Below are 15,658 nucleotides of genomic sequence, written 5' to 3' on the forward strand. Positions count from 1 at the left end.
CCTCACATCTCTTTCTTCAAACTAAGGCAACCAACTTTTACGGTTGGTCGCCTTTGGCTTAGTTATTATTTAGTTTTCATATCGACTGTCTTTGAACTGGCTCTTGTCTACATACAAGTCGAACGCTAAAACCGTTAATTGAATATCTACATTCATATCTTGACGATGGTACTTGCATTTCCAAATGTTTGCTTGAGGTTGGGTGTAAGATACCGTATTGGAATCAGTCCAACTCTTTATTTTATATATGATTGCGTGGAATGATTGATTTTCGGACTATAGGCCTTTATTTGTTCTTTGGCTTAATCATTCCAGCAGTTAATGCAAGTACTGCGCCAGAAATAGCTGTTCCGAAAACTGCTTTTAAGGTTTTCTTTGTGGTTTCTGCATGTTTATTTCTGCATGCCTCGCAATATTTATGTTTGTATCCTACCGGAAAGACTTTTTTACAATTCTTACTTTTACAATATTTCACTTCATCCGTTTTATTCTTCATCATCAGAACCTCCTATTAGAATCGGATTCCCAGCGCACGGAAGCGCATTAATCTTTTCTTTTATATTTGGTAGTGTCTGTGACCAGTAATTCTTAGAAGATGGGTCTATTAAATCAAGTCGTTCAACTAATCCCGGAACGGCAAGATATGTATCATTTACGAAGTCAGCAAAATAAGTCAAACTTTGGTGAGCAGCTTCATCTTCATTCATTTCTTGATAAGCCATAGCCTCGGTAAAAGAAACCATATTTACCGCACATAAGCTCTCTCTAATTTCGTTCATTCTCAAATTAATCTTTTCAGGTGAATCCCCATTAAATATCTTACCAAGTAAATCTTCTGGCTGTTCTGAAATAAACTTAACATTTGACTTCTGGCTCAACATCAATAGATTTCTGCTATCCTCAGCAGAAGCTGCAAGCTGCATTAAAGCCATAGAACGTAGTTCAGGATTCTTAATTGCCATTGCTTGTAATAATTTTTGCTGACAGCTATATGCTATTGCTAAACGGTCATATTCTTGGCCTCGTCTTACTTCTTCTACAGCAATCTGCACTACTTGTATCTGCTCTGCGATTTGTGCCATTTGCATCTGTGTTGAAAAGCTAGTCATCGCTTGTGTCATTTCAGGTGCCATCTGAACGCTTTTCAATGGAATAGTGGATACAATTTTATTAGTTTCCGGATTCACAAGGTTTGCTATAAGATAACCATCTTTCTTTGTCATCAATTTAAGCGCGCCTTTTGCAAGCTGACTCTTCTGGTCATCCGTAAGAACAGCTTGAAGTGTAACATCTGGAATTGCAGCTTTTACAGCATTTATGAAAGCTGGCGCTGAATACAGCATCTGCTCAATTCTATGAAAAGTCTGTTTTGCCTCACTCATCAATGGTCTAGCAACATCAGGCATCTGATGGAAGTGCTCAGCAATTTCTCCTCTATAATCTTCTATGTCAATTGTCTCAATTTCGTCTGCAGGTATTTCGATTACTTCTTGTTTATCCATTTGCGCATCCTCCTCTTTTCTATAATAGGCGTTGTGATTTGTGAACATGCGAAGCGGTCTTTGCTGTAAAATCCTCTTCAATGTTCGCTTTTTTATTTTCAATGTTCGCTTTTTCAGAGTCAATGTTCACAAAGGTGCATTTTAGGCTGCTTGATTGAGCATAGAGCAGGTAAGTTCGTACCCCTTAGAGGCCTGCGTTAAATTGTATAGCTGTTCGTTAAATTGTTCAGGGCTGTGCGTTACGAGATTTACTAGCCTCACAGTTGGCCAAGCGACGTTCCATCCTCCGTTTTCCAGAGTGCATTTCCATTCAGGCTTGCTCCGCCTACAAAGGACGCTGATGCCGAGGGGCTGGAGAAGAGCAAATCAGCAAGCAAGGTTCCATGCTGATCAATTTTCTCGGCATAACGCTCTCGATGTTTTTCTACCGCCTTGCCTGCACTCTTCGTCAATTGAGGTGAAATACGACTGCCTGCAAATACAACAAAACCCTCAGCTGTGCGCTGACCGGTAGCTTGTGCTTGACCGTACCTGAGATAGAGAACGGGTTCATTGCTTGCGGACTCTGGCTCCGATTCTTGCGCCTGAGTCATTTCTCTAAGTGACTCAAAGAGCTTATAGCCAAGTGCTCCCATAACAATTTTGGCGTAGTCGATGTATTCTTCAAGTTCGCTTTCTTTTTCCTCGGTTATGTTGCCAGGATTAGGATCGTTGCCATTTTTTGTTTCGTAGCGTCCAACTTCTGCCGCCATGTTATAGAAGCGGTTTTCTAGGTAGCTAATCTCTGTAGGGCCGAAGCTGTTATTTGATGTGGTGAATGCAATAGCTGCTGTCCACCATCCTTCTTTTGGCCGGTTATGCTCATCGAGACGACAATGAATGCCCTTTCCATTCTTGCGAACACCAGCTTGACCTACGTAACACTGTGGATTACCGGTTTGTTCATCCTCACCAAACAGAAAATAAACACCTGTCTGGTTGAGAAAGTCAATGTGCTTGGCTTGAGCAAGAAGAGTGCGTGGAATCTTGTATGCAAGTCCTGTCCAGTTAGCTAGGGTGCACTTGATAAGACCACTTGGAGTGCCGCCAATTAGGTATAAATTTAGACTTTTACCTCGTGACATAATTAGTCCCTCATACCATCTTCTTCACAATCAGGCAAAATATACGGATTTCCTTCTTTACTGTAAGTCAGATTAAAGACCAGATCCGAGAGTCATTTTTTGAACGACACATTGTCTTGGAATTGCTTAAACAGCTCCATATTGTCGGACATGATATGAGAAAATAACCTGTTGAAGTGCGCACTCACTTTCAGTCCGCGCTTCCTGCTCATCAGAATTCTTCATAGCGTTCTGGTACTGCTTATCCTTAGATGCCATTACGGGAATTTGAAGAATCTGCCTTCTGATATTGTCTTAATGCTTTAATGCTTCCAACAATATTCCCTCATAAACGAAGCAATCACCTGCAAATCTTCACCTTCATAATACCCAACAAGCAACTTCTTAAACTCAGGAACCTTATTTTCTGGAATAACCAACAAGCCATTGCCATGAGAAATCAAATAATGATTCGCAAAAATCACAGAAGCTCTCTTATTCCCATCTAAAAATATCTGCGACTTCATGCAATAAACGCATAATTCAATCGCAATATCAATAGGCTCTTTCCCTCCGACTTTATCTTCAATATTCTCACTAACTTCTTTATCTTCAATATTCTCACTAACTTCCTCACATTCAACAATATTCCTTATTTTTTCTTTAACATCTATTTCATTAGGAATAGGCGGAATATAAGTAGAGCCACCAATCGCAACAGGAACACCCCGTATGCGTCCACCGTCTAAGAAAAACCCCTCATTAACAAGCTTCGCTATATGACTTAGCATGTAATAATCAGACCTGCTTAACACTACATCCTCGTCTAAAATAAACTCCCAAGCATGCTTCAAATTCAAGATTTTTTGAACGTCACTCGCAGAAACACCAAACACTTTCCCGTTATCTATAATCTCTTCAGTTTGAGGAAAAGTAGTAGCAACGCCTTCCAAAACCGCCTGATCGTAAATATTTGACTTTAAGTTAGCCCTTGCAAAGGCAATATTGTTCACCAAATCAGCAGATAACTCACTATTAGAATATCCAGCATTCGCGAGCTGCCTTACTACAACGCGAAGTTCCTTACGCAATTGCCTAGATTCACTTGCATTGCGAAGAAGAAGATTATATAAATCATCCGAATACACACCAACATACGTAGACGTCAACTTTCCCGAAACACGCTTTCTGGTGTATAAATATTTACCATCTCCACGATTTTTGATTTCAGGAGTACCATCATACGCAAGCAAACTCAAGCGAGCATTAATATCAGCCTTTTTTCTAAGCAATTCTTGCACATCATCATATTTTGCAGACATTTTCACACTCCTTTCTCCCATAAATTGGGGAACATTTACTTAAATAATATACTGTTTTGTTCCCCAATAATCAAATAATGTAGGGAACTTTTTTACGATTTTTACACCGATTTGTTCCCCAAAACATAAGCAACTAGAGCACACAACTATAGACACTATTATCCAGCAATCTTCCGATAGTCTTAAATTCTGGCATACAACCAATCTGCCCTACTACGATTGATTCTGCGATACCCTCAGATTCACTTATTTGAAGAACGTAAGCAGGCATAACTATGACAAAACTAGTGGGCGGATTTACATCAGAAACTCAAACATAATATAACATAGCGTACTAATGCAGTGCGCTACTGCTGAGTACGCATATAGTTTCACCCACCATGGAAAAAGCATGGAAAAAGCATGGAAAATCTGCAAATTGCTCAATATTTGTAAGAATTATATATTCTATAGGAGAATAAAAATACGAAGGATAAAATCATTGTCGTTCAAAAACGTATTCGCCGACAGTATCCCCTTTACCTGGAATTATGCATACTGTTATGAAGTTCCCTCTTTTGTTTTCGTGTGTATTTGAGAAAACACCAGAAGAAGTAAATTTAGAAGAATCCTCAGTAAATGTAATTACAGAATCATTGAGCTTCCAAGTTCCAGAAAATGTGCCATCATTGTTCGTATATATGTATGTACCGTCATCTTTTATTTTTAAAATACGCTCAGGATGTGCATAGTCGTGATCTGGATTATATTCATACCAAGTTCCTGCAACTTTAGATGAACTACCACAACCTGCTAATGAAACGCAAAAACTCAGCAATAGCATCATAATTAAAGCAGAGGATGAGAATTTACAAATTACTTTTTTCATATTCATGCCCTCCTAAGTGTTATTTATATAATATGTATTTTACTAGTCGTCAATAATTACACTCAAGTACTATAGGAACCCAGCTTAAAGTCGCAGCGCGCTAAAACTTTTAACGATAACCTTCGTTGAACAACGCTAAATTAAGGGCAAAAGCGAGAATCACCTAGGACAATCCTTAGCAGACTTGTATGATCCAACATACATGCCTTAAGATTTGCGCAAAGCTCACGAGGAGCTCGCGACGAGTTAGATATGACTAAAATTGAGATATAAAAATACAGTAGAAAAATACAGTAGAAAAACCAATAGAAAAAGCCCGACGAGATTTACTCGCCGGGCTTTTAATGTATTCAGTTAGTTATTGCGTAGCTTTACTTACTTTTTGTTGCTATCTTCTTTAGCTGCGCTACTTTCTTTTTCGCTATCTTCAGACTTGCTATCTTCAGTAGCAACAACAGCAGTTGTGTCTATTGTCTCAAACTTTTCGCCTTTAATTGTGAACTCACCAAGCAATCCTTCGCCTTCAGCATCCACCTTAATGTGTTCGCCGTCAGAAAGTTCACCAAGCAAAATCTTTTCAGAAATAGTATCCTCAATATCTCGCTGGATTACGCGACGCAACGGGCGCGCACCAAGCAAAGGATCGAAGCCTTTCTGTGCAAGCAAATTCTTAGCGGCATCCGTAATTTCTAGAGACATGTGACGGTCAAACAGCCTGTCGTTCAGCAACTTCACGTCCATATCAACAATTTGACGAACTTCTGGCTCCGTAAGCTGACGGAACACAATAGTGTCGTCCAAACGGTTTAAGAACTCTGGACGGAAATGACGCTTAAGCTCAGAATTAACCTGATCTTTCATGCGCTGATACGTGGAATCAGCGTTATTTCCAAGCGTAAAGCCAGTGTTTGCAGCCTTCGCAATATCGCGAGTACCAAGATTGGTGGTAAGAATAATAATCGTATTCTTAAAGTCCACTTTTCTACCCTGACCGTCTGTTAAGTGACCGTCATCAAGCACTTGCAAAAGCGTGTTGAAAATATCTGGGTGAGCTTTTTCAATCTCGTCGAAAAGCACAACGGAGAATGGCTTCCTGCGAACTTTTTCAGTAAGCTCGCCACCTTCTTCATATCCAACATATCCAGGAGGAGCACCGAAAAGCCTAGATGCAGCATACTTTTCTGCAAACTCTGACATGTCAACTCTAATTAAGGCATTATCGTCATCAAACAAGAAGTTTGCGAGTGCCTTGGCAAGCTCAGTTTTACCAACTCCAGTAGGACCAGCAAAAATAAACGAGCCAGAAGGACGTTTAGGATCCTTCAAACCAACTCGAGCACGACGAATCGAGCGAGCTAAAGCAGACACAGCTTCATCTTGACCAACAATACGCTTGTGAAGTTCAGATTCCATTTGAAGAAGCTTCTGCGATTCCGCTTGAGTAAGCTTTACTACAGGAATGCCTGTAGTGCTTGAAACAACGGAAGCGATCATGTCTTCGTCAACAACCATCTTGACGTTGGACTCGCCTTCACGCCAAGCCTTTTCCTTCTCTGCAGCTTCATTCTCAAGCTTTTCTTGATCGTCGCGAAGATTGGCAGCTTCTTCAAAATCTTGCTGCTTGATTGCTTCATCTTTCTTTTCGGAAATCTTAGCAATCTTATGGTTTAATTCTTTGAGCTCAGGTGGCTGAGTCAAACGCTTAATACGCAAGCGCGCACCAGCTTCATCAATAAGATCAATAGCCTTATCTGGAAGGTGACGATCTTGAATGTAACGATCAGAAAGCTCAGCAGAAGACTGTAAAGCCCCATCGGTAATAGTTACATGATGGTGATTTTCGTAGCGAGAACGCAATCCTTTAAGAATCTCGATAGTTTCAGCAATTGTAGGTTCTGGAACCTGAATCGGCTGGAAACGACGCTCCAAAGCAGCATCTTTTTCAATATACTTGCGATACTCGTCAGTAGTAGTAGCACCAATTGTTTGTAGCTCTCCACGCGCAAGCATTGGCTTAAGCATATCGGATGCGCCAAGAGCTCCATCAGCAGAACCTGCTCCAACAATAGTGTGAATTTCATCAATAAAAAGCACAATATCGCCGCGTGTTTTAATTTCTTTAAGCACTTTCTTCAAGCGCTCTTCGAAATCGCCACGATAGCGAGATCCTGCAATCATTGAACCTAAGTCTAGAGAATAAACTTGCTTATTTTTCAACGTTTCAGGCACATCGCCTTCAACGATTTTCTGTGCGAGACCTTCTACAACTGCAGTCTTACCAACTCCAGGCTCTCCAATAAGCACAGGATTATTCTTCGTGCGTCGGCTAAGGACAACCATAACGCGTTCAATTTCTTCAGAACGACCTATAACAGGATCGAGCTTTCCTTCTTGAGCTTCAAATGTTAAATTGCGTCCAAATTGATCAAGAAGAGCAGAGCCGGATTGATTTCGCTTATCTTGCACACTTCCAGCATTAGCTAACTCGCCCTTCTCGCTACCATTAGGAGCATTATCTCCACGAATTAAATCAACAGTAGTGCTTCGCAAGTCTCCAAGATCAACTTCCATCTTTATAAGTACTTGCGTGCCCACTCCTTCGCCTTCGCGAATAAGCCCGAGCAAAATATGCTCAGTACCAATATAACTGTGGCCAAGCTGAAGAGCTTCGCGCAAACTCAGTTCGAGCACTTGCTTAGCGTGAGGCGTAAAAGGAATATGACCAGCAGGCGAAACAGTGCCTTTGCCGATCATTTCTTCAACCTGTTTGCGAGTGCCTTCTAGGTCTACGCCTTTTGAGCTTAACGCTTTCGCGGCAATACCCTCACCTTCGCGAATAAGCCCGAGCAAAATATGCTCAGTACCAATATAATTGTGCTGAAGTGAGCGAGCCTCTTCCTGAGCTAGCACAATCACGCGTCGTGCGCGATCAGTGAACCGTTCAAACATAACTGCCTTCCGTTCTTTTCTTTCATTCCATGGTAACGAGTCGCCATGACGCGAAGCGTCGTATATATTACTCATTCGTACAGCATTCCATAGCATCACAATAGTCATGCATGATGAACCTAAATATTCATGTTTTCGTTTCTGCATAATTACTTATGCTGTCTGCGAGATTTTCTTTTATATAATCGCATTGATGCGGATGCTGTAGTTTTTGAAGTGTCTTCAGATTCTTGTGGCTCTTCAACTTTTTCTGTTAACGGTATTTCTTCTGTAACAGAATTTTCGTTTAGTAAGTTTACTTCTGAAGAATCAGGATAATCTGTATCGTTTTGGGATTTTTCAGATTTTTCAGATTCATTAGCTACAGTCTCTTCAATTTTTTCAGTTTGATTTTCAACTTCAATTTCACGATTTTTGTCATCATTATTTTCATATGATTTTTCGTCAATAGTTGAATTGTCAATTAAATCAGGTTCAGATAAATTATTTTGTTCATCTTTATCTGTTGAGGCTTCTTTTTTGTTGCGCAATTTTGAATCTAGTTTTCTGCGCTTACGACGATGCATCTTACTGTCTTCAATTGCTTCCTCAATAAGCTCAACGTCTGCTCGCTCATCTCGCGGAGCTTGTTGCAAAATGTCAATATGATAATCGTCGTATGCAGGCTCAGATTGAATCCAAAGCTGCGATGGCTCAGGTGGTTCAATGTCAGAATGCTCACCACAAGCATGATCAAGCGAGACAACTCGCCCATCGTCTGGGCTCCACATGTTTGCGCATACGCCAAACATAGAGCCTAAACTTCCAGCTAGAGGAATGAGGAATCCGCATGATGAACATGCTTTGCCATCGGCAATTTTTGTAGACAACGACTTTGGACCATGTTGACCTGCGTACCAGCGTTTAGCTGTTTGCGAAATTGCTTCCGCAGTCATTACTCGTCTGCGAGACAGTCTTAGCGTTGAAACAGCTTCTTCAAGATCTTCGTCAAAATCATTATTTGCATCGCAAGATTCTTGATTTTGATTAATATCTTTTTCTGCGTTTGCGTTTGCGTTTGTGTCTGCATCTTCTTCGCTAGTATTAGCTTTAGCGTCATCCTCAGTTTTAGACTCAGAATTATCATCTGAATTTGCTGATTCTATATTCTTTTCAGAATTATTATCATCAATATTATTTACTTGACGGAAGCCATCTTCTAGTCGAGAATCGTCTTCAGATGTGCCAATAGAATCCATTACAGAAAGATCACTTGGTTTCAAGCGGTCTTTCCATGGAATCCATGGTGGTGGAAGCAAAGAATCTTCAGTAGGAACAAGCGTTGATTCATTCACAGTCCAACGTTGCGTTTCCTCATCATGATACAACGTAACTGACCACTGCCAGCCTTCATACCCAACTAAATTGCTTACGAAACGAAAGTCTGTAACTCCGTCACCAAGCTCTGTAGAAGATACAAAATCACCTACTGCATCAGTACGTTCTGAAGTTTCCACAGCTATACTTCTAGCTAGTTCTTGTGGATCCATCACTTCATCAGTCATAAATAATATTCCAGACACTATTCCTGAACGTCAAAATTATCTGCCACTGCACGCAACAATGTAGCAAGTTTTTTGCTTTCGGCAGTTGATGGATAATGACGTCGACGCAAACCATTACCAGCAGAATCAAGAAGTTTAATAAGATCTTCTACAATAGCTGCCATATCTTCGGCTTTAGGACGAGTAGCCTTGACAAGCGAAGGCGCTGTTGCAATAACATTCAAACCCATCGCCTGTGGTCCTTTGCGACCTTCAATTACAGAAAACTCAACTCTCGTACCCTTATGCAAAGTCTTTACAGTAACTGGCAATGCTGCTGCTGGCAAGAAAACATCCTTACCATCGTCTCCAACAATAAAGCCGTACCCCTTCTGCGTATCGTACCAACGCACGCGCCCATTGGGCATAACACACCTCACTCCAAATAATTCTCATTTCGCATGCTGAAGTGCACAAGGCATAAAGCATCAGCATATGCGATAGGTCTATAGATAGTGTACCAAATATTATTATTACTTGTTTCCTTATTACATTGTAGCGCATACACGCGGGCAATAAAATTTTTTTAACCTACGCAAGTGTTACTAATGCCAATATTTTAATCGCTAACAAGTTTAGAAGGATCTTCAATCTCATTAACTGGCAGCACTACAGTAAGAGTTAAGCCATGAGGTTTAACATCTATCGGCTCAGACCCGTCCATAGTGTCATCAAGATTAGTTTTAGAATTGGTCGATGCTTCTGATGGAGAAGATATAGTTGCGCAAATAAAACCATGATGTGCTTTTACTACAGATTGCGCAATTGCCATACCTAAGCCAGTTCCACCTTTTTCTCTAGCTCTTGATGGGTCAGCAATATAGAAACGCTCGAAAATTCTAGACAAAGATTCTTCTGGAACTCCAGGACCATGGTCAACAACTCGAATTACGGCATACTTATGACCCGTATCAGTAGATTGGCTAACTTCCGCTGCTTCCAAAAACTCCTTCAATGATTCTCTTACGGAAGGTAATTTAGATAATTCGTCTGGAGTTATAGATGCTTTCATAACTCCTACAGCAATTTCTACAGGAGAATCAACGGGAGTGTATCTATGGATATTTCCTACAATATTTGTCATTACTTGTCGTAATCTAGCACCATCGCCAAGTAACATAACACTTGGAAGTTTTCCAGCATGGAATTGGAGCTTACGCTCAAAATTGCAATTTGTGCAATTCATAAGCTTCCACTCATCCGAAATAGTCAAATAGCCTTGCTGAACGGATCTAGCAGGATCAAGAGCATGTAAATCATTAGCTGCGTCAGAAAGTATTGGAGACAAGCTGACTTGCTGCGAAATATTAATTCCACGACCTTCATCAAAACGCGCCAAAGAAAGCAAATCTTCTACTAGCTCAGTCATTCTTTCACTAGAAGCTTTAATGTGAGCAATAGAGTCATCTGCTCTCTCCTGCTCCCCTGGCATTTTGCGCCACATTGTGTACAATTCAGCATATCCATGAATTGCAGCCAATGGAGTGCGTAATTCATGACTTGCATCCGAGACGAATCGCTTCATTTTTTCTGTCATATCTTCTTGCTCATTAAATCCTCTTTCAATACGAGCAAGCATAGAGTTAAGAGAAGCTGCTAAAGATCCAACCTCAGTATTTTCAGGAGCAGATGGAACTCGTTTGCTTAAATCTCCAGAAGCAATTTTTGAAGCTGTTTTTTCAATTCTTTTTAACGGTCTTAAAGCTGATTGAATAATAATTGCTGCAAATACTGCTCCAAACAAAATAACTGCAATACTCACCATTATGCAGTAACGAGTAAGTGTGCTAACTGTGTCAATTTGATCGCTAAGAGATAAAGCAATATAGACATAACCGCTAAATTTTAACTCTGAGTTATAGTCGTTGCCTCTACCCCACGTTAATACTAAAACTCTCCACGGCGATTTTGCAGCTTTTTTAGTGATTGCATCTACTTTATTTGCGTTTCCTTTAACGATTGCAGGTGCTGTATAAGGTTTGCGTGTAACAATTTTTTTACTATCAAAACCGTCTGGTGGAAGTTTAGGAACCGAAACAAGCGATCCTTTAATTTTTGGTATTAATGGAGTGGAAATAACTTTATTATGCGTATCCCTAACTTGCAAAAAGTAATTATTTGGACCTATTGAAGATTGATTTGAGTTCTTCATGCGCAATGAATCAACATTGTCATAAACAAATTGCGCTTGACCAGCTAATTGCGCATCAGTTTTTTCTAGCAAATAATTTCCTACGAGCTGCTGAATTGAAAGCGATATGCAAAAAGCGGCTACAGTTAAAATAGCAAGAGTGCATGCGACTAAACGCGTACTCAGTGGTATTGCATTTATGCGACGACGCAACCAGCAGGTTTTACGAGGCTTTTTGTCTTTTTTGTCTTTTTTGTCGCTTTTGCTTTGTGTTATCGCAACACTTTTTTCAGCAGTGCTAACATCTGAATCATCTCTAGAGCTATTAATAGAGCTATTATTCGTACTGCTACTAATAGTTGATTCAGTATTATCGTTGTTATTATTACTAGATTGCATGATTAGGCTTGACCTGCCTTAGGTTCTCGAATCATATAACCGATTCCACGCTTAGTTTCAATAAGAGGAACTACTTTTTGTGGCTTTCCTGAATCGTCAGTAATTTCAATGCCATCAATCTTCTTTCTTAAATAAGAAATATAAGATTCAACGATTGCTGCGTCTCCGCCCCAGTCGTACTGCCATACGTGATTCAAAATCTGGCTCTTTGACAGAACTCGACCTTCATTGTCCATAAGATAATGAAGTAGCTTGTATTCAGTTGGGCTAAGTTCGATTGGCACACCGCATCGAGTTACGTCATGAGAATCTTCGTTAATCTCAAGATCAGCAACTTTTATAATATGAGTTTCTTCATCAGGTTCTTGTGTTCTGCGAAGAATTGCTCGTATTCTTGCCACTACTTCTTCCAAACTGAATGGCTTTGTAACGTAGTCGTCTCCGCCTACGGTTAGACCCATAATTTTATCTTGCGTATCGTCTCTTGCAGTTAGGAACAATACAGGAACTTTAATTCCATTTTGACGAATACGCCTCGTAACAGTAAAACCATCAATATCTGGGAGCATAACATCCATAACGATAAGATTTGGATTTACTCGCTCAATTACTTCAACAGCTTCTGAGCCGGATGCAGCAGTTTCTACTTCAAACCCAGCAAAATGCAAAGATGCTACCAAAAGTTCACGGATTGATGGCTCGTCATCGACCACAACAATAGATGCTTCAACGTTCTTACTCATATTGATTAGCATCACTTATCAAGCTGAATGTTTCCTGAATAATTGCTGAAAATAAAACAAGTTATAGAATATTTTTTTATCTGTGACGAGCATGCCTTCTACGAGCTTTTCTAACACCAGCAAGTATTTGACGTTGTATACGATTCTTTCTAAACAGAACAATTGCAACTATCGAGAATAATGCCAACAAGATTACTAGCATAATAATTGTAGAGATAAGACTTGCAGAAGAAGTTGTTGAAGTACGTTTTGCGCGCATTATTTGTTTCATCATCATTAATGCAGATTGATCCCAATGCGTTCCAGTTGTGCTCACTAAAGGCTTATAAGCTGCATCGGATAACGAGTCTACAGTATTTTTATTTTTGAGCCATTCATCGGAATTAGGCGAAACAGCTACAACTAATCTTCCATCATGAGTTGCTACTGCAAGCAGCACAGTATTTTTAGCTGGAAGCGTACTAATTAACAAATCACTAGCCCATTTTGATGGATCTTTTGTATTCCCAAAAGTAGACAAATATAAGAGCCTAACATTTACTCCTGTACGCTTTTTTGTTGTATCAATCATGTCAGCAACTTTGCTGACAGAATCTCCAAGCAAATTTTCTGTGTCTGTTATTGAGTCTGTTGCAACTATTCCAGAATTTTGCTCATTACTTTCAGCATATGCATTAATTGTATTTGCTTTATTTAAAGGTGAAAATATGAGCGAATCTATTGGAAGAGTTGGAAGAATAAAAGAAAAACTAAATAAAAATGCCATTAATAAAAGCAATACGCGTTTAGCTAAAAATAGTTTTGAGTGAGAATGCTGGTAGTTAAAATTTGCAACGCGCGTGCAAGCTAAGCTTTTAACCACATTGGTGCATAAATCTTTTTCGTACTTTTTTGATGGCATATATTCATAATAGCGTGACATCACACAAGTAAAAGTAGCATTATAAAAATCTTTGCTTAATTTATTTGAAATGTTTCGCAAAAATAATTTATAAAAAGCGTTTATTTAGACGCAAAACAAATGGAGGGGAAATATGGCACAATTTCGAGTTGATTCAGAGCAAATTCAGCAGGCTGCGGCAGCCGTTGGAACCTCGGTTAGTGCAATTAGAGATGCAGTCAACGGGATGTATGCCAATTTACAGCAATTGCAGAGCGTGTGGACTGGATCTGCGGCTACACAATTTGCGTCGACCGCTCAGCAATGGCGAGCGGCGCAACAACAAATGGAACAATCACTAGAAGCAATTCAGCAAGCTATGCAACATGCATCAGGAGTGTATCTTGATGCTGAAACACAAGCTGCTTCGCTATTTGGAATGGGCTGATTAATATGAGAAAAAGTAAATGGCGACACGCTTTATTTGAGCATGTCGCCATTTACTTAAACTATTTAGTTTTAGATTTTTAAGCTACTTTTATTTTTTATTTAGTAGCCCATTTCTGCACCAGCTTGTGGTGCAGCAGCTGCCTTTTCAGGCTTGTTGGCAACAACAGCTTCAGTAGTTAAGAACAAGCCAGCAATAGAAGCTGCATTCTGTAGAGCAGAACGAGTTACCTTAACTGGGTCAGTAACGCCTGCAGCCATCAAATCTTCATAAGTGTTGGTTGCAGCATTGAAGCCTTCGCCTTCTGGAAGTTCGCGTACCTTGTTGAGAACAACGTCTCCAGAAACACCAGAGTTTTGAGCAATCTGCTTGATTGGAGCTTCTACAGCGCGGAACACAATTGCAGCACCTGTAGCTTCTTCACCCTTAAGCTCTGTGATAGCTGGTGTCTTTTCAATCTTCGCAGCAGCTTGAACCAAAGCTACGCCACCGCCTGGAAGCAAACCTTCTTCGATAGCAGCCTTAGCGTTACGAACTGCATCTTCAATGCGATGCTTGCGTTCCTTAGCTTCAACTTCAGTAGCAGCGCCAACCTTAATAACAGCAACGCCACCAGCGAGCTTAGCAAGACGCTCTTGCAACTTTTCGCGATCGTAATCAGAATCAGTGTTCTCAATTTCGGCGCGAATCTGAGCTACGCGAGCATCAACATCTTCCTTTGAGCCAGCACCGGAAACGATAGTTGTTTCATCCTTAGAAACAATCACCTTAGCTGCATGACCGAAAACAGAAGCATCGATTGAATCAAGCTTCAAACCAAGATCGTCAGAAACAACCTGTGCACCGGTCAAAATAGCCATATCTTGGAGCATAGCCTTACGACGATCGCCGAATCCTGGAGCCTTTACAGCTACAGTGTTGAAAGTGCCACGAATCTTGTTCAACACAAGCGTTGGCAATGCTTCACCATCAACATCTTCAGCAATAATAAGCAATGGCTTACCAGACTTCATAACAAGCTCAGCAATATGAACAATGTCCTGCTGGCTGGAAACCTTGCCAGAAGTGAGCAAAATGTATGGATCTTCAAGAACAGCAGTTTGATCGTCAGCATTAGTGACGAAGTAAGGGGAAATATAGCCCTTATCAAAACGCATGCCTTCAGTGAAGTCCAAATCAAGACCGAACTTGTTGTTGTCTTCAACAGTAACAACACCGTCCTGGCCAACCTTATCCAAAGCTTCAGCAATCTTTTCGCCAACTTCAGGATCAGCTGCAGAAATCGTAGCAGTAGCAGCAATCTGTTCCTTGGTCTCAACATCCTTTGCAGAAGCAAGCAATTCCTTGACAATTGCTTCAGCAGCCTTTTCAATGCCGCGACGAAGAGCGATTGGGTTGCTTCCTGCAACAACGTTCTTCAAACCTTCATGCACCAAAGACTGTGCCAAAACAGTAGCAGTTGTAGTGCCGTCGCCTGCAACGTCATCAGTCTTCTTAGCTACTTCTTTAACAAGTTCGGCGCCAATACGCTCGTATGGATCTTCAAGATCAATTTCCTTAGCAATAGAAACACCATCATTAGTAATGGTTGGAGCGCCGTAGGCTTTGTCAAGCACAACGTTTCGACCCTTTGGACCAAGTGTAACCTTAACAGTGTCTGCAAGCTTATCAAGACCTGCGAGCATACCCTGACGGGCGTCCTCTTCATAGGCAATAATCTTTGCCATTAT

General features: G+C 40.5%; 13 protein-coding genes. 1 reads left to right on the forward strand and 12 read right to left on the reverse strand.

Going from position 1 to position 15,658, the window contains the following annotated elements; all coding sequences use genetic code 11:
• Window positions 1-286: 286 nt before the first annotated feature.
• The 11 genes from ACJV2T_RS04410 to ACJV2T_RS04460 all read right to left on the reverse strand — a co-directional run bounded on the left by ACJV2T_RS04410 (window position 287) and on the right by ACJV2T_RS04460 (window position 13,582).
• The gene (locus ACJV2T_RS04410; protein ID WP_016635898.1) at window positions 287-499 is read right to left on the reverse strand and encodes a hypothetical protein; all 213 of its coding nucleotides are present in this window, start codon (window positions 497-499) and stop codon (window positions 287-289) included.
• Complete coding sequence (locus ACJV2T_RS04415; protein ID WP_419399274.1) at window positions 486-1,502, reverse strand: hypothetical protein; 1,017 nt, start codon at window positions 1,500-1,502, stop codon at window positions 486-488. Before ACJV2T_RS04415 ends, ACJV2T_RS04410 begins: the two co-directional genes overlap by 14 nt.
• A 257-nt stretch (window positions 1,503-1,759) precedes the next feature.
• Window positions 1,760-2,626 carry a GIY-YIG nuclease family protein gene (locus ACJV2T_RS04420; protein WP_016635900.1) on the reverse strand — a complete coding sequence of 289 codons (867 nt, stop codon included), beginning with the start codon at window positions 2,624-2,626 and terminating at the stop codon, window positions 1,760-1,762.
• Between the two features lie 302 nt (window positions 2,627-2,928).
• Window positions 2,929-3,927, reverse strand: coding sequence for a DUF6788 family protein (locus ACJV2T_RS04425; RefSeq protein ID WP_419399275.1), 999 nt, complete (start codon window positions 3,925-3,927; stop codon window positions 2,929-2,931).
• Between the two features lie 478 nt (window positions 3,928-4,405).
• Window positions 4,406-4,795, reverse strand: a complete 390-nt coding sequence (locus ACJV2T_RS04430; protein WP_419399276.1) for a hypothetical protein — start codon at window positions 4,793-4,795, stop codon at window positions 4,406-4,408.
• Window positions 4,796-5,170: 375 nt separating this feature from the next.
• Window positions 5,171-7,744 carry an ATP-dependent Clp protease ATP-binding subunit gene (locus ACJV2T_RS04435; protein WP_415683026.1) on the reverse strand — a complete coding sequence of 858 codons (2,574 nt, stop codon included), beginning with the start codon at window positions 7,742-7,744 and terminating at the stop codon, window positions 5,171-5,173.
• Between the two features lie 149 nt (window positions 7,745-7,893).
• On the reverse strand, window positions 7,894-9,288 hold the full coding sequence (locus tag ACJV2T_RS04440) for a DUF3027 domain-containing protein (RefSeq protein ID WP_419399277.1): 1,395 nt from the start codon (window positions 9,286-9,288) through the stop codon (window positions 7,894-7,896).
• Between the two features lie 17 nt (window positions 9,289-9,305).
• Complete coding sequence (locus tag ACJV2T_RS04445) at window positions 9,306-9,695, reverse strand: cold-shock protein (RefSeq protein ID WP_004106732.1); 390 nt, start codon at window positions 9,693-9,695, stop codon at window positions 9,306-9,308.
• A gap of 191 nt (window positions 9,696-9,886) precedes the next feature.
• Entirely contained in the window at window positions 9,887-11,857 is a 1,971-nt protein-coding gene (locus tag ACJV2T_RS04450) for a sensor histidine kinase (RefSeq protein WP_419399278.1), read from the reverse strand.
• Window positions 11,858-11,859: 2 nt separating this feature from the next.
• A complete protein-coding gene (locus ACJV2T_RS04455) occupies window positions 11,860-12,600 on the reverse strand; it encodes a response regulator transcription factor (RefSeq protein ID WP_391495749.1) in 741 nt (246 codons plus the stop codon).
• Between the two features lie 76 nt (window positions 12,601-12,676).
• Window positions 12,677-13,582: a hypothetical protein gene (locus tag ACJV2T_RS04460; RefSeq protein ID WP_419399279.1), complete on the reverse strand. Its 906-nt coding sequence runs from the start codon at window positions 13,580-13,582 to the stop codon at window positions 12,677-12,679.
• A 52-nt stretch (window positions 13,583-13,634) separates the two neighbouring features.
• Here ACJV2T_RS04460 and ACJV2T_RS04465 point away from each other — a divergent pair, with 52 nt between their 5' ends.
• Window positions 13,635-13,928 carry a WXG100 family type VII secretion target gene (locus tag ACJV2T_RS04465; protein WP_391495747.1) on the forward strand — a complete coding sequence of 98 codons (294 nt, stop codon included), beginning with the start codon at window positions 13,635-13,637 and terminating at the stop codon, window positions 13,926-13,928.
• A gap of 101 nt (window positions 13,929-14,029) precedes the next feature.
• Here the strand turns inward: ACJV2T_RS04465 and groL are convergent, their stop codons facing one another.
• Window positions 14,030-15,655: a chaperonin GroEL gene (gene groL / locus ACJV2T_RS04470; RefSeq protein ID WP_119526684.1), complete on the reverse strand. Its 1,626-nt coding sequence runs from the start codon at window positions 15,653-15,655 to the stop codon at window positions 14,030-14,032.
• Window positions 15,656-15,658: the final 3 nt, after the last annotated feature.

It is taken from the genome of Gardnerella phocaeensis, assembly GCF_048545075.1.
Lineage (GTDB): Bacteria > Actinomycetota > Actinomycetes > Actinomycetales > Bifidobacteriaceae > Bifidobacterium > Bifidobacterium vaginale_J.

Bases quoted from the DNA above. Each gene is read 5' to 3' on its own strand.
- ACJV2T_RS04410 (WP_016635898.1), bottom strand. From the start codon at position 499: ATGATGAAGAATAAAACGGATGAAGTGAAATATTGTAAAAGTAAGAAT.
- ACJV2T_RS04415 (WP_419399274.1), bottom strand. From the start codon at position 1,502: ATGGATAAACAAGAAGTAATCGAAATACCTGCAGACGAAATTGAGACA.
- ACJV2T_RS04420 (WP_016635900.1), bottom strand. From the start codon at position 2,626: ATGTCACGAGGTAAAAGTCTAAATTTATACCTAATTGGCGGCACTCCA.
- ACJV2T_RS04425 (WP_419399275.1), bottom strand. From the start codon at position 3,927: ATGTCTGCAAAATATGATGATGTGCAAGAATTGCTTAGAAAAAAGGCT.
- ACJV2T_RS04430 (WP_419399276.1), bottom strand. From the start codon at position 4,795: ATGAAAAAAGTAATTTGTAAATTCTCATCCTCTGCTTTAATTATGATG.
- ACJV2T_RS04435 (WP_415683026.1), bottom strand. From the start codon at position 7,744: ATGTTTGAACGGTTCACTGATCGCGCACGACGCGTGATTGTGCTAGCT.
- ACJV2T_RS04440 (WP_419399277.1), bottom strand. From the start codon at position 9,288: ATGACTGATGAAGTGATGGATCCACAAGAACTAGCTAGAAGTATAGCT.
- ACJV2T_RS04445 (WP_004106732.1), bottom strand. From the start codon at position 9,695: ATGCCCAATGGGCGCGTGCGTTGGTACGATACGCAGAAGGGGTACGGC.
- ACJV2T_RS04450 (WP_419399278.1), bottom strand. From the start codon at position 11,857: ATGCAATCTAGTAATAATAACAACGATAATACTGAATCAACTATTAGT.
- ACJV2T_RS04455 (WP_391495749.1), bottom strand. From the start codon at position 12,600: ATGAGTAAGAACGTTGAAGCATCTATTGTTGTGGTCGATGACGAGCCA.
- ACJV2T_RS04465 (WP_391495747.1), top strand. From the start codon at position 13,635: ATGGCACAATTTCGAGTTGATTCAGAGCAAATTCAGCAGGCTGCGGCA.
- groL (WP_119526684.1), bottom strand. From the start codon at position 15,655: ATGGCAAAGATTATTGCCTATGAAGAGGACGCCCGTCAGGGTATGCTC.